Genomic DNA, 15,266 nt, shown 5'->3' on the forward strand with positions numbered 1-15,266 from the left:
ATAGAGCAGTCACTCCAGTATTGCTTCCGACCCCACGGACGGCGCGCGCAGATGTCGAAAGAACCCGAACGCTGGCACCTGAGCCACGACGGCCACGAGCACACGGTCGAGATCTCGCCCGGCACCAGCCGGCGACTGCGCTGGACGAGCGACGGCACCGAGGTGGCCAGCAAGAAGACCTCCGACAACACCGTCGTGCTGGACGGTCACGAGCACGGCGCGATCCGGCTCAAACTGCCCACGCTCCCCGGCCCGGCCCGCCAGGTCACGCTGTACACGCCCGGTGCCCAGCTGGGGGCGACCGGATCGGCGCACGCCGGGGTGGGCGGCACCGACTTCGTGCCGGAGGAGGGCAGCCGGGCCGCCCGGCGCGAGACCTGGATCCGCGACCACCCGTACCTCTACACCGCCCGGCGCACCGGCACCGCACTCGCCGGGGTGCTCCTGCCGATCGCCCTGATCTGGCTGCTGAAGCGGATCACCTGGCGACCCGACATCAATCTGCCCACGATCGACCTGCCGCGGATCCCCTGGCCACACATCGACGTCCCGTGGCCCGAGATCAACCTGCCCGACCTGCCGAACCTGCCGAATCTGCCCGACCTCCCGGATCTTCCGGGCTGGTCGCAGTACGTCTGGCCGGTGCTGCTGGCGTTCGGCGTGGCCCGGGCCGAGCTGCGCCGGCGCCGTCAGCAGGACGAGAAGCGCCGGGCCGCCGCGCTGGAGGCGCCCGAGCCGAAGCAGGCGAACGACAAGGAGCCGGGGCGCAGCAGGCCGGGCCAGGAACAGCCCGGCGTGGCCAAGCCGGACCGGCCCAAGGACGACACGAAGACCACTCAGGCGTGCCGGGTGGAGAGCGCGGCGACGAAGCCCTCCTAGCCGAAGGCCTTGTCCGCCATCCAGTAGAACTGCGAGAACTGGTGCGCCCGGTCCAGGTTCAGCTGGTTCTTCAGCACCGGGCGCAGGGCCTTGACCAGGCCGCGCTCGCCCGCCGCCCAGGCGAAGAGGCCGTCCTGCGGCTCCAGGGCGGCCACCGCCCGGGCCAGTTCGGCGCCCGGGGTGGCGCCGGGTGTCACCCAGGTCCAGGTCAGGTTCTCCCGCGCGGCCACCGGGAGCAGGTCGTGGTCGGCATGGCCGTCTTCCAGGAACACCCGCACCGGCGTGGACTCCGGCAGGGCGGGCAGCCAGCTGTTCACCGCCGGCAGCGCGGTGACGTCGCCGGCCAGCAGCACCGAGCCGATCCGGGGCGGCAGTTTCACCCGGGCCGGGGTGAGGGCGATCTCCAGCTCGTCACCCACCCGCGCGGCCTGGGCCCAGTCACCGGCCGGGCCGCTGGCCTCGTGCAGCACGAACTCCACCGTGAACGTGCCGGCCTCCCGGTCCACGGCCACCACGGTGTAGGCGCGCTGGGCCAGGGCCTCGGGGCCCCTGGCCGGGTTCGGCAGCCAGAAGCGCACCCACAGGGTCGGGAAGACCTCCAGGTCACCGACGAAAGACGGCGCGGAGAAACGGATCCGGCGGTACCAGACGGTGACGTCGACGATCTCCTCGACCTTCACCGGATGATTGCTGATACCCATCAGGCGCATCACGCCGCGCTGCCAGTTGCCGGCCATGACCGTCCCCTACCTCAGAATTAGTGAGGTAAGGCTTACCAAACTTACGAGCGGCGGGTCAACGGAGGAACTCGCCGACCAGCGGCGCCCAGGCGCTCACCTCTTCGGGAGTGCGGGCGGGTTCGTGCAGCGTGGCGTTCGGCAGAACCTCGGCCAGCCGCTCCGCCGTGCTCACCGGGTGCCCGGCGTCACCGGCCCAGGGCAGGATCAGCGTGGGCCGGTCCAGCACCTTCAGGTCGTCGGCCGGCGGCAGGTCGCTCAGCGCGGCGCCGCGCACCACCGAGGGGAACAGGTCGGCGCTGCCCTGCGGCTCCGTCCGGCCCTGCCGGGCCGCGGGCGGCTGCGGCTGAGCGGCCTGGGCCGCCAGCAGCGCCCGCAGGCCGTGCTTCTCCACCAGCGTGGCGGCGTCGGCGTAGGCCGCGGCCTGGGCGGCGCGGGTGTCCCAGGCGGTGGGCGGGATCAGCAGCACCAGCCGGCGGAACGCCTCGGGCACGGCGAGCGCCGCGTGCAGGATCGTGGCCGCGCCCATCGAGGCGCCGATCGCGTCGACCGGTGCCTGCGGGCTGACCTGCGACCGCACGCTCAGCAGGTCGAGCGCCAGATGGGCCCAGGTGTAGTGGGTGGGCTCGGGCTCACCGCCGGAGTCGCCGTGGGCCCGGGCGTCGTAACGCACCAGCCGGTGGGTCGACTCCAGGCCGGAGAAGTCGAAGCCCGTCTCCCGGTCCTGCCCACGGTTGCTGCCCAGGCCGTGCGCCTGGATGACGACCGGGCCGTGCCCGGTCTCGTCGACCGCCAGCCGTGCACCGCTGACCTGGACCGTGCTGTGCCTGGTTTCCGTCGTCCTCACCCCATGCGCTCGTCGTCGTCAGGCTACCCGTCACCCGAAGCGCCTCACCACCGGACGGCCCTGGCTGGTGGCGTCCCAGCCGGGCCGTCCGTCACGGACGAAAGACAGCCAGGTTCCGTGCATCTCGGCGGCCAGGGCGGCCGGGCCGCCGTCCGGGCCGAGCAGCCCGGTGGGCCCGCGCAGGTCATCGGCGTCCGCCCGGTCGAACCAGAACGGCAGGTCGACGCCATGGGCGGCACCCAGTCTTCCGCCGACAGCCGTTGAGGGCCAGGCGAACTCGTACTCGTACGTGGCACGCCCGGCCGCGGCGGAGGCGTCGGCCAGGGCCCGGCTGCCGTCCCGGAACGCGGCGTCGGTGATGATCGTGCTGCGCAGGTCGTCCCAGTCGGCGTCCGGCGCGGCGGAGCGGTGGGCGGCCAGCAGGCCGGTGCCGTCGGCGCCGCCGGGCGAGGCCAGCGCCGCGGCGGCCAGCGCCTCGGCCTCGGTGGTGGGGACGCCGGTGGGCGCGGTGTAGAGGTTGCCCTCACGCATGCAGGTGCCGATCAGCAGGGGCACGTCGAGGCCGCCGCCCGCGGCGATCGTGGTGGCGGGCTGCTCGCCCAGCACCGGGGCGAACGGGGCCAGCCCGCCCAGGGGATGGCGCACCCCCGGCAGCCGCAGGTCCAGCCCGGCGAGCGCGGCCAGGCCGTCGAGCAGGTCGTCGTCCTGGAGCTCACCGAAAGCCTCTACGGTGGGCTCGATTCCGTAGAAGGCCGCGAGCTGACCGGTGACCAGCCCGGCCTGGGCGGGCAGCAGCCCGCCGAGCCCGCTGCCGCTGGCCACCACCGCCGAGCGGAACAGCCCGGCGAAACGCTCGTCGGCCAGGGCCGCGGCCACCAGCATCGCCCCGGCCGACTGCCCGGCCAGGGTGACCCGGCCCGGATCGCCGCCGAAACCGGCGATCTCCGAGCGGACCCAGGTCAGGGCCGCGAGAACGTCGAGCAGGCCCCGGTTCTCGGGGGCGTCCGGCAGGTGCAGCCAGCCCGGCGCGCCGAGTCGGTAGTTCAGCGTCACGCACACCACGCCGTCCCGGGCGAAGGTGGCGCCGTCGTAGAGCGAGGCCGCCGACGAGCCGGCCACGAAGGCCCCGCCGTGCACGAAAACCAGGACCGGCAGGCGCTCCTCGGCGCCGGGCGTCCACACGTTGACGGTCAGCGAGGGCGAGCCCGGCACCCAGCCCGGCCCGAAGAACGGGGTCAGGTCGAGCGAGGCGAACAGGTCGCCGCGGTGCGGCTGCGGCGGGGTGGGCCCGTATCCGGTGGCGTCGCGCTCGCCCGGCCAGGCCGGGAACGGGACCGGTCCGGCGAATCGGTCGTCACCCGAACCATTGGCGGCATAAGGGATCCCGAGGAACGCGCTGACGCCGTCCACGGTCGCCGACTCGACGCCACGAACCGTGCCCGCGCTGGTGCGCACTGTCGTCACGGGTTGTTTGCTACCACGGCATCGCCGCCCCGGCACCACGGCGACGCGGCGGAGAGGGCCCGGGCGTGATCAAATAGGGCAATGACGACCGCCCAGTCCGTCCCACTCCCCCGCAGCACTCCCTCGCAGAAGGGGGTGGACGCGGCCGGCATCAGCGCCTTCATCGACTCCGTGGCCGAGCGCAGCGGCGTCGAGCTGCACAGCCTGATGGTGCTGAAGTCGGACAGCGTGGTGGCCGAGGGCTGGTGGGCGCCCTACACCGCGCAGCGCCCGGGCCTGGTCTACTCGATCAGCAAGACCTTCACCGCCACCGCCCTGGCGTTCGCCGTCGCCGAGGGCCTGGTCGACCTCGACGCCACGGTCCTGTCGTACTTCCCCGAGCTCGACGCCGACGTCACCGACCGGCGCGCCCGCGAGATGAAGATCCGGCACGTCGCGGCCATGGCCAGCGGTCACCTGGAAGAGACGCTCGGCGCGGCGGAGCTCGACGAGACCGGCAACATCATCCGCGGTTTCCTGCGCATCCCGCCGGACGAGGAGCCGGGCTCGGTGTTCGCCTACAACCAGCCCTGCACCCTGGCCCTGTCGCTGATCATCCAGCGCACGTCGGGCAGCGGGCTGCTCGACTACCTGCGGCCCCGGCTGTTCGAGCCGCTGGGCGTGCACGAGCCGATGGGCTGGCTGAAAGACGGCGAGGACCGCGAGATCGGCTACTCGGGCTTCTTCACCACCACCGAGACGCTGGCCAAGCTCGGCCTGCTCTACCTGAACGGCGGGGTCTGGCAGGGGCGGCAGGTGCTGCCCGAGGGCTGGGCCGAGCTGGCCTCCCAGGTACACGTGGCCACACCCGACGAGGAGAAGCCGGACTCGGCACGGGGTTACGGCTTCCAGTTGTGGCGCAGCCGGCACGGTTTCCGGGCCGACGGCGCGTTCGGGCAGTTCGTGCTGGTGCTGCCCGAGCAGGACGCGGTGGTGGCCATCACCTCGCAGTCGCCCGATACGCAGTCGCTGCTCGACGCGGTCTGGGAGCACCTGGTGCCGGCGTTGCAGAAGAGCGGAACGGTGGACGACGACGAGGCTCTGGCCGCGCGACTGGCCGGCCTGAGCCTGCCGCTGGTGACCGAGCGCGGCGAGGCCACGTTCGCCGAGGGTCGCTTCGAGCCGGTCGACGTGGCCCAGGTGTCCAGCATCTACGCGGGCACCGGGGCGTCCGAGGCCCGCGACGTGACCGAGCTCGACATCCGCCCCGGCGGCCCGACCGGCTGGGAGCTGGTGATCGGTGACGGCGGGGTGGACGTGATCGCCTCGCTGGCACCGGCCGGCTGGGTCACCACCGGTGTGGTGGCCACCCAGACCACTCCGGCCCGCGACGGCCGTGAGGGCCTGCGCATCGACATCGTGTTCCTGGAGACCCCGCACGGTCTGGTGCTGGAGCTCGACACGGTGGGCATGAAGTACGGCGCGGTCTGGGAGACCGACCCGCTGCACCCGCTGCCGCTGGCCGAGCTACGCCGCCCCTAGGGCCTACCTGTTCGGCGCACCGCACGAGCGGTCCAGCGCCCGTCTTCCCGCCCGACCGCGATCGGGTGCGAGAACGCGGCGCTGACCAGCTCGCCGGTCAGTACCTCCCCGACCGGCCCGGCGGCCACCAGGCGCCCGTCGCGCAGCAGCGCGGCGTGCGTGGTCGTCGTCGGCAGTTCTTCCAGATGATGGGTCACCAGCACCGAGGTCAGGCCCGGATGAGTCTGGTCCAGCAGGTCCACGGTGTCGAGCAGCTGCTCGCGGGCGGCCAGGTCCAGGCCGGTCGAGGGCTCGTCCAGCAGCAGCAGCTCCGGGTCACCGGCCAGGGCCCGGGCGATCAGCGTGCGCCCTCGCTCACCCTGCGACAGCGTGGGCCACAGGTGCTCGGCCCGGTGCCCCAGCCCGAGCAGTTCCACCAGGTCACCGGCCCGTTTCAGGTCGGCCCGCGAGGGTTCCCAGCGCATCGGCAGCTCGATCGTGCCGGTGATACCGGTGATCACGACGTCGCGCACGGTCAGCGCCGAGCGCAGCCGGTGCCGCGGGTTCACGTGCCCGATGCGGCGCCGCAGGGCCGCCAGCTCAACCCGGCCCAGCTGCTCGCCGAGCACCCGCACCACACCCGAGCTCGGGAACGTCTCCGCCCCGAGGAAGCCCAGGACGGTGGACTTGCCCGCGCCGTTCGGGCCGAGCAGCGCCCAGTGCTCGCCGGACCGGACGGTCAGGTCGATGCCGCGCAGGATCTGCTGGTCGCCGCGGCGGAAGGTCACGGCTTCCAGTTCCAGTACCGGTTCTTGGCTCACGGCAGACAATTTAGGCCAGATCCCGGGGGTGACGCAGGCCTCAGCGGATTGTTGCCGTCCGAGACCGCGTGTTACGGTCGTGGCCATTCCGAAGGGGAGTAGCTCCGTCCGGCAGGACGCGGCTGATCGACATACTGGCGCACCGGATTTCGCGGGCGCCCGGTCAGCCACCGTGACTCACGGCGAGCGAGACCTTCGGCCAACGCGTGTTGGCCGAAGCGTCTACTTCCCCAGGCACTCCCGGTCGGCACCTGACCGAGGAGTTCCCGATGGGCACCGCTCCCCCGGGCCGCGTCCTGGCCCGTTCCCTCAGCATCTGCGCCGTTTTCGCTCTGCCCGCGGTGGTGATGCGGGCCGGCGGCCTGCACTCCGGACCCGTGCTGTCGATGGTGGTCTTCGGCACCGCCGTGGTGGCCGCCTCGTTCCTGCTGGCCTGGGCCGCGGAGTCGGCCCAGGTGGACATCTCCGGCGGCCTGGCCATCGCCGTGCTGGCCCTGATCGCCGTGCTGCCGGAGTACGCGGTGGATCTGTACTACGCCTGGACGGCCGGCTCGAACCCGGACTACGTGCAGTACGCGGCGGCGAACATGACCGGATCGAACCGGCTGCTGCTCGGGCTGGGCTGGCCGGTGGTGGTGCTGGCGGCCCTGGCCGCCACGAAACGCCTGACCGGGAAACCGGATTCCGCCCTGCGTCTGGAGCGGGGCAACCGGCTGGAACTGGGGTTCCTGCTCACCGCCGGGGTGGCGGCGTTCTGGATGCCCCTCAGCGGCGGCATCCAGGTCTGGTTCGGCGTGCTCCTGCTGCTCTGGTTCGTGTTCTACCTGGTGCGCCTGGCCTCCGGCGAGGTGGAGGAACCGCACCTGATCGGCACCGCGGCGGCGCTCGGTGGCCTGCCGAGGCGACGCCGGCGGATCGTCGTCCCCCTGTTGTTCGTGGTGTCGGCGGCCGTGATCCTGCTGTGCGCCGAGCCTTTCGCCGAGAGCCTGGTGCAGGCCGGAACCGATATGGGGATCGACCAGTTCTTGCTGGTGCAGTGGCTCGCGCCGCTGTCGAGCGAGGCCCCGGAGTTCATCATCGCGATCATCTTCGCGAGCCGCGGCAACGGGGCCGACGCGATCGCCACGCTGATCTCGTCGAAGGTGAATCAGTGGACGCTGCTGGTGGGTTCGCTGCCGATCGTCTACTTCCTGGGTGGTGGCGGAATCACGCTGCACCTGGACGACCGGCAGGTGGAGGAGATGCTCCTGACGGCCACCCAGACGATGATGGGCGTGGCGATGCTGCTGACCCTGCGCTTCCACCGCTGGTCGGCGTGGGCGCTGCTGGCGCTGTTCGCCGTGCAGTTCCCGATCACCGGCACCGAGGGCAGGCTGATCCTCTCCGGGGTCTACGCGGCCGTCGCCCTGGCCCTGTTCGCCCACCGTCGGCGGATGATCCCGGCGACCCTCGCCGCGCCCTGGAAACCGCCTGCGGCGCAGGAGACTACGACGCCCTCTGCCGCCCGGGTGTGATGCCGAACTCGCGGGTGAAGGCCACGATGAAGGCGGACGTGCTGGCATAGCCGACGCGGCGGGCCACCTCGGTCACCGGGGTGGTCTCCAGCAGCACGCGCGAGGCCAGCAGCCGTAACCGGGTGCGCCACTGCGTGTACGAGATGCCGAACTCCTTGACGAAGTCGCGCTGGAGTGTCTTCACACTCACGTGCAGGCGGCGGGCCCACTCCTCCAGGCCGGTCGGGTCACCCGGGTCGCGGGTCAGCGCCTGGGCGACCCGCATCGCGTAACCCGCTCCGTTGACCTGGTTCCCACCCATCCGGCGGGTTCCGGCGCCGAGACCGGCCAGCACCCGGGCCCGGGCCCTGGCCACCCTGGGCACCGGGAAGCCCGCCGCGCCGAGCACCCGCACCAGCTCGGCGGCGCCCGGGTCGATGGTGGCGGCGCCCGCCCGCAGGCCACGCAGCCGCTCCGGTTCGTCGGCCAGGCAGACCCGGTACACCGGCTGCCCCGCGCGCGCCGTCACCTCGTGGGCCACGCCGCGGCGCACCCAGAACACCTCCCCCGCGGCCACGGTCAGCGCGCAGTCGCCCTGCCGCACCGAGAGCACACCGGCCGGGGCGAGGTAGAACTGGTGCAGGAACGCCTGCCGGCTCTCGGCGAACTCCAGCGGCCCGGAGCTGCGATAGCGCAGCACCAGCAGACCCTCGGGACGCCCTGGGCCGTAACCGAATTCGTCACAGGAGACCGGATGGGCGCCGGCCCGGGGAAGATTCAGGCCGAGCGATCGGGCGAGGGCGGCCGTGTTGCCGGCCGACCGGAGAACCGGCACCCGGGCGCCCCGCGCCGGGGTGGCGCCCGCCTGCCGGACGAGGGCCGGGCGGACGATGCCCGGGCGAACGGCAGCCGACAGCCGGGGGCCGCTCACCGGGACATCGCCCGCCGGAGTGCTGCGAACCGCGGCGCTGTTCGCCGCGGCGTCGTTCTCGGGCGCGCCGCCGGCCGGGGTGTCGCCCCGCGAGGCGGCGTCGGCAGTTGCGACGATGACGCCACGGGACCGGGCCGGGTGGTGACGCGGCACGCACCGATCCACGCGGGTGACCTGACCTGTGCCCGACATCGGGTGAACTCCCATCGCTCCAACTGTGCAAGGTAAGGCTTACCTAACTTGAACCGGGTTTGTCGACCCCTGCACCACCGGGCGAGATAGTGCAACAATCAACTAACTGCCGGATCACCTCAGGAGGGCATGTCGTGCGTGCGTTGCGGAAGCTCGGGTTCCTCACCATCGGGCTGTTCGACGAGGCCGACCCGCGGGCCGGGCACGAGTCGACGCTGAAGATCATCGAGCTCGGCGAGCAACTCGGCCTCGACAGCGCCTGGCTGCGGCACCGTCACCTCCAGTACGGAATCTCCTCGCCGGTCGCCGTGCTGGCCGCCGCCTCGCAGCGCACCAGCCGGATCGAGCTGGGCACCGCCGTCACCCCGATCGGCTGGGAGAACCCGCTGCGTCTGGCCGAGGACTGGGCCACCGTGGACATCCTGTCCGGCGGCCGCCTGAACCCGGGGCTGAGCGTGGGCCCGCCGATGTTCTACGACACGGTGAAGGACGCCCTGTACCCCGACACCGCGGAGGCCGAGGACTTCTCCTACGAGAGGGTGGAACGGCTGCTGCGTTTCGTCCGCGGCGAGAAGGCCTCGGACTTCAGCGGGGCCCGGGCGTTCGAGGAGTTCTCCGACCACGTGCAGCCGCACGCCGCCGGACTGGCCGACCGGCTCTGGTACGGCGGCGGCAGCCTGCGCTCGGCCGTCTGGGCCGGCGAGCACGGGATGAACTTCCTGACCAGCAGCGTGGTGAAGGCGGAGGGCGACTCCACCGACTTCGCGCAGATCCAGCGCAGCCACATCGAGGCCTTCCGCGCCGCCCACCCGCTGGGCGAGAAGGCCCGTGTGTCACAGGGTCTCGTGGTGATCCCGACCGACTCGGCCACCCCCGAACAGGTGGCGAGGTACGAGGAATACGTCGCGCGACGCACGCCCCGCACCACGCAGCCCCAGGGCCCGGCCCGCATGCTGTTCGCCCGCGACCTGATCGGCACGAGCGAGCAGATCGCCGAGCAGCTGCACGCCGACGTGGCCTATCAGCAGATCGACGAGGTCGCCTTCGCCCTGCCGTTCAGCTTCGGGCACGACGACTACGTGCAGATCCTCACCGACATGGCCACGAAACTCGGCCCGGCCCTGGGCCGGCCAGCGGCTCAGTAGCCGCAGCCGACCGCGTGCCCGGCGCTCTCCGGGCGCCCGGCCAGGTCGAGCATCAGGTGCGCCACGTCGGGCCGGGAGATGGTGTACCCGGCCCGCACGCTCTGGTCGACGGCCGTGCGGTAGGTACCGGTCAGCGGCCCGTTCGTGAGCCGGGGCGGCCGCACCGCCGTCCAGTCCAGACCGCTCGCCGCCAGATCGTCCTCGGTGCGCCCGAGGTCCACGTACACGCCCCGCAGCACCCGGGTCAGCACCGGGTAGGCCAGGTGGCGCAGGATCGCGCCCTGCCCCGGATCCGGCTGCGGGGGCGTGCGGAACGCCGCCACCGGGGCCGCGCTCACCACCAGCAGCCGCCGCGCACCCGCGTCCCGCATCGCCCGGATCAGCGCCCGGGTGCCCTGGGCCACCACACCGGCGTCCGAGCGGTGGCGCGCCCCCAGCCCGGAGAGCACCGCGTCGGCCCCCGCCACCGCCGCCTCCAGGTCGGCCGCGGCCTGCCCGGACACGGCACCCAGGTCGACGCCGGCCGTCCGCACCCCGTCCGCGACCCGGCTCGGGTCGCGGGCCACCGCGGTGACGTCGTGCCCCGCCGCCACCGCCTGTTCCAGTATCGAACGACCGATTCCGCCGGTCGCGCCGATCACCGTGAGTTTCATGGTTCCTCCCGTCGACTCCTGACGCGCAGAACAGCGCCCGAACGCCCCATTGACGCCGGATCGGGCCGGAAGACCGGCGATCCAGGTCACAGGAAAGGGCATTCCGGGCCTTCTGCACGTCTGGTCATCCTGGTATCCCTGGGACAACTGACGGAAGACGAACGGAATGACCCGTGTCTGACGCACCACCAGAAGCCGCTGAATCCGCAGAAGCAGCCACACCCCTGCGGATCGGGATCGTGGCCGAGTCCGCTCCCGGGGAGACCCGCGTCGCCGCCACCCCGAAGACGGTCGAGCAGCTCATCGCCCTCGGGTACGAGGTCCTGGTCGAGTCCGGGGCGGGCACCCACGCGGCCTTCACCGACGAGGCCTTCCGTGAGGCCGGCGCCGGGACCGTCGACCGGGCGCACGCCTGGGACGCCGACGTCGTCCTCAAGGTGAACGCCCCGACGGCCGAGGAGATCGCCCGGCTGCACGACGGTGCCACGCTGATGGCACTCCTGAGTCCCCGGCTGGACCCGGACCTGGTGGAGCGGCTGTCCGGCCGCCGGATCACCGCCCTGGCCATGGACGCCGTGCCCCGCATCTCCCGCGCGCAGTCACTCGACGTGCTCAGCTCGATGGCCAACATCGCCGGCTACCGCGCCGTGGTGGAGGCCGCCCACCTCTTCGGCCGCTTCTTCACCGGCCAGGTCACCGCGGCGGGCAAGGTGCCGCCGGCCAAGGTGCTGGTGGCGGGCGCCGGGGTGGCGGGGCTCGCGGCCATCGGCACGGCCAGCAGTCTCGGCGCGATCGTGCGGGCCACCGACCCCCGACCGGAGGTCGCCGAGCAGGTCGGGTCGCTCGGTGGCAGTTTTCTCGCGGTCACCACCATGGACGACGAACAGCGGCGCAGTACCGACGGATACGCGCGCGGGACCTCGGCCGACTACGACGCCGCGGCGGAACGGCTCTACGCCGAGCAGGCCGCCGACGTGGACATCATCATCACCACGGCGCTGATCCCGGGACGCCCCGCGCCCCGGCTGCTCACCGCCGAGCACGTCGCGGCGATGCGGCCGGGCAGCGTGATCGTCGACATGGCGGCCTCGCAGGGCGGCAACGTGGAGGGCACCCGGGCCGGCGAGGTGGTGGTGACGGCGAACGGCGTGTCGATCGTCGGGTACACCGACCTGGCCGGGCGGCTGCCCACCCAGGCCTCGCAGCTGTACGGCACCAACCTGGTGAACCTGATGAAGCTGCTCACCCCGGCCCGGGACGGGCAGCTGGTGCTCGACTTCGACGACGTCGTGCAGCGGTCGATGACCGTGGTGCGTGACGGGGTGACCACCTGGCCACCGCCCCCGGTGGAGGTGTCCGCCGCACCCGCCGCCGTCGCCCCGGAACCGGTTGCGGCGCAGCCGGAGACGCCGCGCGGCCCGGGACGGCTGTATGCCGCGGTCGGCGTCACCGGTGCGCTGATCTTCGTGCTGGCGGCGTTCTCGCCGGCCCAGCTGATCGGCAACCTCACGGTGTTCACGCTGGCCGTGGTCATCGGCTACTACGTGATCGGCAAGGTGCACCACGCCCTGCACACCCCGCTGATGTCGGTGACGAACGCGATCTCCGGCATCATCGTGGTGGGCGCGCTGCTCCAGATCGGGCACGACGACACGCTGGTTACCGTGCTCGCGGCGATCGCCGTGTTCCTGTCCAGCAGCAACATTTTCGGCGGGTTCGCCGTGACCCGGCGCATGCTCGGCATGTTCTCGAAGGGCTGATCCGATGACCGCCGAAAGCGCCGCGCAGGCCGCGTACATCGTCGCCGCACTGCTGTTCGTGCTCAGCCTGGCCGGGCTGTCGAAGCACGAGACAGCGGGCCAGGGAGCACTTTCCGGCATCGCCGGAATGGGGATCGCGCTGGCCGCGACCGTCGCCCTGGCGGTGGACCGGCTGGACCTCGACTCCGGGGCGGCGATCACCGGGCTGGTGCTGATGGCCGTGGCGGTCGCCGGCGGGGCGACGATCGGGCTGGCCCGGGCACGCCGCGTCGAGATGACCGCGATGCCCGAACTCATCGCTGTGCTGCACAGTTTCGTCGGCCTGGCTGCCGTACTGGTGGGCTGGAACGGCTACCTCCAGGTGGAGCACGCCGGGCCCGCGCAGACCGAGGTGGCCGCCGAGCTGCTGACCATCCACCACGCCGAGGTGTTCATCGGTGTCTTCATCGGCGCCGTGACCTTCACCGGGTCGATCGTGGCCTGGGGCAAGCTGGCCGGCCGGATCCGGTCGGCACCGTTGACGCTGCCCGGGAAGAACGCCCTGAACCTCGGCGGTCTGGGTCTTTTCGCCGTCCTCACGCTGGCTTTCACGATGACGCCCAACCTGTGGCTGCTGATCGCCGTCACCGTGGTGGCCCTGGCGCTGGGCTGGCACCTGGTCGCGTCGATCGGCGGCGGTGACATGCCGGTGGTGGTGTCGATGCTGAACTCGTACTCCGGGTGGGCCGCGGCCGCCTCCGGGTTCCTGCTCGACAACAACCTGCTGATCGTCACCGGCGCCCTGGTCGGTTCCTCCGGCGCGTACCTGTCGTACATCATGTGCCAGGCGATGAACCGGTCGTTCATCTCGGTGATCGCCGGCGGGTTCGGCAGCCAGACAGAGGTTTCCGGCGACCGCGACTACGGCGAGCACCGGGAGATCCTGGTGGACGACGCGGTGCAGCTGCTGAAGGAGGCGTCGTCGGTGGTGATCGTGCCCGGCTACGGGATGGCGGTGGCACAGGCCCAGTACCCGGTCGCCGACCTGACCCGGCGACTGCGGGAACGCGGCGTGCAGGTGCGGTTCGGCATCCACCCGGTGGCCGGGCGACTGCCCGGGCACATGAACGTGCTGCTGGCCGACGCCAAGGTGCCCTACGACATCGTGCTCGAGATGGACGAGATCAACGACGACTTCGCCGATACCACGGTGGTACTGGTGATCGGCGCGAACGACACCGTCAACCCGGCCGCGATGGACGATCCGGGCAGCCCGATCGCCGGCATGCCGGTGCTGCGGGTGTGGGAGGCGGCCGACGTGATCGTGTTCAAGCGGTCGATGGCCGCCGGGTACGCGGGGGTGCAGAACCCGCTGTTCTTCCGGGAGAACACGCAGATGCTGTTCGGCGACGCGAAGCAGCGGGTGGAGGAGATCGTGCGGGCTCTGTGATCGGTGCTTACCCTGGTGTCCTGTTGATCCCGGCGTGAAGGAGCACCCGATGGCGGTCACCCGTGAAGAAGTCATGCAGGAGCTGCTGGAGGCGATGAACCGCCAGGCCGGCACCCCGAGCTCGCTCGGCGGCTCGAACGCCACCGCCGTCAAGACTTTCGCGGAGGCCTACCAGATCCTGCACTCCTGCACGGACGACTAGACACCGTACCGGCGCGGCCGGCCCGGGTAGGGGTGCTCCCCCGGCCCGGGCCGGTTGGTGTGCGGGATCTTCGGCCCCAGCCCGATCACCACGTCCACCCGATCCATCCCGTCGGCCTCGAAACCCAGGATGGAAAGCCGACCTTCGTGATCCAGCTCGCGAATGGCGGCGTCGGTGTGGGCCTGCGTCTCACCCGGGGGCACGAAGGCGTCGAAAGGCTGCGGCCAGTCGCCGATCTTGTCGAACTCCTGGGCCTTGTGAATGATCTGGTCTTCGAGAACGGTCATGAATTCACGCTAGCCCGCCGGTCGGCGGGTTCAACCGCTACCACTCTTGCGGGTTAAGCGTCGGCCTTGCGCCCCATGCCCGCCAGCACGTAGCTCGACGACGGATCCGTGCCCACGCCGTCCGGCCAGTCCGGGTGCCACTGCGGCACCCAGACCAGGCCCGGCTCGACCAGGGGCCAGCCCTCGAAGAGCTGCTCGATGCGGGGGCGGGTGCGCACGGTGATCGGGTCGGCGCGGCGGTAGACGCCGAGCACCTCCTTGCCCTCGCCCGCCAGTTGCTCGGCCGGGGGCGCCGCACCGGCGCCGACGGCGTCGAGGCGGGCGTCGTAGCCGTGCGAGATGACCAGGTAGCTGCCCGGCGCCGCGACGGCGTGCAGCTCGGCGATGGTGTCTTCCGGGCGGTCGCTCTCCGGGATGAAGTGCAGTACCGCGACCATCAGGAAGGCCACCGGCTCGGAGAAGTCGATCAGCCCGGCCAGCTGGGGCGCGGCCAGAACCTCTTTCGGGCGGCGGAGGTCGGCGTTGACCACGGCGGCGTTGCGCACGCCGTCGAGGATGAGCTGGCTGTGCGCCACGGCGATCGGGTCGATGTCGACGTAGACCACGCGGGCGTCGGGCGCCTCACGCTGGGCCACCTCGTGCACGTTGCCGACCGTCGGGATGCCCGAGCCCAGGTCGATGAACTGCCGCACCCCCTGCTGCACCAGGTGCCGCACGGCCCGGTGCAGGAACGCCCGGTTGGCCTGTGCGTTGGCCTCGGCCGTGGGGTGCAGGTCGAGGATGCGCCGGGCCATCTCCCGGTCGGGCGCGAAATTGTGCGCACCGCCGAGGAAGTAGTCGTACACCCGCGCCGCGGAGGGCGTGGTCAGGTCGATGTTCCTGGGAGCCCAGTCGGGGAGCTCGTCCATCTGCGCCGTCCTCCGTCA

General features: G+C 72.0%; 15 protein-coding genes. 7 read left to right on the top strand and 8 right to left on the bottom strand.

The window, feature by feature from the left end:
- Positions 1 to 51 precede the first annotated feature (51 nt).
- Positions 52 to 879: a hypothetical protein gene (locus KIH74_RS09350; protein ID WP_214155410.1), complete on the top strand. Its 828-nt coding sequence runs from the start codon at positions 52 to 54 to the stop codon at positions 877 to 879.
- Here the strand turns inward: KIH74_RS09350 and KIH74_RS09355 are convergent.
- From KIH74_RS09355 to KIH74_RS09365, 3 genes are read right to left on the bottom strand one after another with little or no spacing between them, the layout of a single operon-like run.
- The gene (locus tag KIH74_RS09355) at positions 876 to 1,616 is read right to left on the bottom strand and encodes a siderophore-interacting protein (protein ID WP_214155411.1); all 741 of its coding nucleotides are present in this window, start codon (positions 1,614 to 1,616) and stop codon (positions 876 to 878) included. The two genes, KIH74_RS09350 and KIH74_RS09355, sit on opposite strands and share 4 nt — an antisense overlap.
- A 58-nt stretch (positions 1,617 to 1,674) precedes the next feature.
- Positions 1,675 to 2,463, bottom strand: coding sequence for an alpha/beta fold hydrolase (locus KIH74_RS09360; RefSeq protein WP_214155412.1), 789 nt, complete (start codon positions 2,461 to 2,463; stop codon positions 1,675 to 1,677).
- A 30-nt stretch (positions 2,464 to 2,493) separates the two neighbouring features.
- On the bottom strand, positions 2,494 to 3,927 hold the full coding sequence (locus tag KIH74_RS09365; protein ID WP_214155413.1) for a carboxylesterase/lipase family protein: 1,434 nt from the start codon (positions 3,925 to 3,927) through the stop codon (positions 2,494 to 2,496).
- Between the two features lie 81 nt (positions 3,928 to 4,008).
- Between KIH74_RS09365 and KIH74_RS09370 the strand changes: the two genes are divergently transcribed.
- Entirely contained in the window at positions 4,009 to 5,448 is a 1,440-nt protein-coding gene (locus KIH74_RS09370) for a serine hydrolase domain-containing protein (protein ID WP_214155414.1), read from the top strand.
- On the opposite strand, the gene KIH74_RS09375 is transcribed toward KIH74_RS09370, so the two are convergent.
- Positions 5,445 to 6,248, bottom strand: coding sequence for an ABC transporter ATP-binding protein (locus tag KIH74_RS09375; protein WP_308113674.1), 804 nt, complete (start codon positions 6,246 to 6,248; stop codon positions 5,445 to 5,447). The genes KIH74_RS09370 and KIH74_RS09375 overlap by 4 nt on opposite strands.
- Before the next feature lie 269 nt (positions 6,249 to 6,517).
- On the opposite strand from KIH74_RS09375, the gene KIH74_RS09380 reads away from it, so the two are divergent.
- Positions 6,518 to 7,762, top strand: coding sequence for a calcium:cation antiporter family protein (locus KIH74_RS09380; RefSeq protein WP_214155416.1), 1,245 nt, complete (start codon positions 6,518 to 6,520; stop codon positions 7,760 to 7,762).
- Here the strand turns inward: KIH74_RS09380 and KIH74_RS37590 are convergent.
- Positions 7,734 to 8,879 carry a helix-turn-helix transcriptional regulator gene (locus KIH74_RS37590; protein WP_214155417.1) on the bottom strand — a complete coding sequence of 382 codons (1,146 nt, stop codon included), beginning with the start codon at positions 8,877 to 8,879 and terminating at the stop codon, positions 7,734 to 7,736. The two genes, KIH74_RS09380 and KIH74_RS37590, sit on opposite strands and share 29 nt — an antisense overlap.
- Before the next feature lie 119 nt (positions 8,880 to 8,998).
- On the opposite strand from KIH74_RS37590, the gene KIH74_RS09390 reads away from it, so the two are divergent.
- A complete protein-coding gene (locus KIH74_RS09390) occupies positions 8,999 to 10,009 on the top strand; it encodes an LLM class flavin-dependent oxidoreductase (protein WP_214155418.1) in 1,011 nt (336 codons plus the stop codon).
- Here KIH74_RS09390 and KIH74_RS09395 read toward each other — a convergent pair.
- The gene (locus KIH74_RS09395) at positions 10,003 to 10,662 is read right to left on the bottom strand and encodes an NAD(P)-dependent oxidoreductase (protein WP_214155419.1); all 660 of its coding nucleotides are present in this window, start codon (positions 10,660 to 10,662) and stop codon (positions 10,003 to 10,005) included. The genes KIH74_RS09390 and KIH74_RS09395 overlap by 7 nt on opposite strands.
- A gap of 239 nt (positions 10,663 to 10,901) precedes the next feature.
- Here KIH74_RS09395 and KIH74_RS09400 point away from each other — a divergent pair, with 239 nt between their 5' ends.
- From KIH74_RS09400 to KIH74_RS09410, 3 genes are read left to right on the top strand one after another with little or no spacing between them, the layout of a single operon-like run.
- Positions 10,902 to 12,422: a Re/Si-specific NAD(P)(+) transhydrogenase subunit alpha gene (locus KIH74_RS09400; protein WP_308113675.1), complete on the top strand. Its 1,521-nt coding sequence runs from the start codon at positions 10,902 to 10,904 to the stop codon at positions 12,420 to 12,422.
- Between the two features lie 4 nt (positions 12,423 to 12,426).
- Positions 12,427 to 13,851: a Re/Si-specific NAD(P)(+) transhydrogenase subunit beta gene (pntB, locus tag KIH74_RS09405; RefSeq protein ID WP_214155420.1), complete on the top strand. Its 1,425-nt coding sequence runs from the start codon at positions 12,427 to 12,429 to the stop codon at positions 13,849 to 13,851.
- Between the two features lie 49 nt (positions 13,852 to 13,900).
- A complete protein-coding gene (locus KIH74_RS09410) occupies positions 13,901 to 14,053 on the top strand; it encodes a hypothetical protein (protein ID WP_214155421.1) in 153 nt (50 codons plus the stop codon).
- Here KIH74_RS09410 and KIH74_RS09415 read toward each other — a convergent pair.
- Together KIH74_RS09415 and KIH74_RS09420 are read right to left on the bottom strand one after the other, a co-directional pair.
- Positions 14,050 to 14,340: a hypothetical protein gene (locus KIH74_RS09415; RefSeq protein WP_214155422.1), complete on the bottom strand. Its 291-nt coding sequence runs from the start codon at positions 14,338 to 14,340 to the stop codon at positions 14,050 to 14,052. The two genes, KIH74_RS09410 and KIH74_RS09415, sit on opposite strands and share 4 nt — an antisense overlap.
- A 53-nt stretch (positions 14,341 to 14,393) precedes the next feature.
- Positions 14,394 to 15,248: an SAM-dependent methyltransferase gene (locus tag KIH74_RS09420; RefSeq protein WP_214155423.1), complete on the bottom strand. Its 855-nt coding sequence runs from the start codon at positions 15,246 to 15,248 to the stop codon at positions 14,394 to 14,396.
- Between the last annotated feature and the right edge of the window lie 18 nt (positions 15,249 to 15,266).

Origin of the sequence: Kineosporia corallincola, from assembly GCF_018499875.1 — a bacterium.
Lineage (GTDB): Bacteria > Actinomycetota > Actinomycetes > Actinomycetales > Kineosporiaceae > Kineosporia > Kineosporia corallincola.

What these genes read in the sequence shown, in the direction of transcription:
- KIH74_RS09350 (WP_214155410.1), top strand. Translation starts at nt 52, where the DNA reads ATGTCGAAAGAACCCGAACGCTGGCACCTGAGCCACGACGGCCACGAG.
- KIH74_RS09395 (WP_214155419.1), bottom strand. Translation starts at nt 10,662, where the DNA reads ATGAAACTCACGGTGATCGGCGCGACCGGCGGAATCGGTCGTTCGATA.
- KIH74_RS09370 (WP_214155414.1), top strand. Translation starts at nt 4,009, where the DNA reads ATGACGACCGCCCAGTCCGTCCCACTCCCCCGCAGCACTCCCTCGCAG.
- KIH74_RS09380 (WP_214155416.1), top strand. Translation starts at nt 6,518, where the DNA reads ATGGGCACCGCTCCCCCGGGCCGCGTCCTGGCCCGTTCCCTCAGCATC.
- KIH74_RS09410 (WP_214155421.1), top strand. Translation starts at nt 13,901, where the DNA reads ATGGCGGTCACCCGTGAAGAAGTCATGCAGGAGCTGCTGGAGGCGATG.
- KIH74_RS37590 (WP_214155417.1), bottom strand. Translation starts at nt 8,879, where the DNA reads ATGGGAGTTCACCCGATGTCGGGCACAGGTCAGGTCACCCGCGTGGAT.
- KIH74_RS09420 (WP_214155423.1), bottom strand. Translation starts at nt 15,248, where the DNA reads ATGGACGAGCTCCCCGACTGGGCTCCCAGGAACATCGACCTGACCACG.
- KIH74_RS09415 (WP_214155422.1), bottom strand. Translation starts at nt 14,340, where the DNA reads ATGACCGTTCTCGAAGACCAGATCATTCACAAGGCCCAGGAGTTCGAC.
- KIH74_RS09355 (WP_214155411.1), bottom strand. Translation starts at nt 1,616, where the DNA reads ATGGCCGGCAACTGGCAGCGCGGCGTGATGCGCCTGATGGGTATCAGC.
- pntB (WP_214155420.1), top strand. Translation starts at nt 12,427, where the DNA reads ATGACCGCCGAAAGCGCCGCGCAGGCCGCGTACATCGTCGCCGCACTG.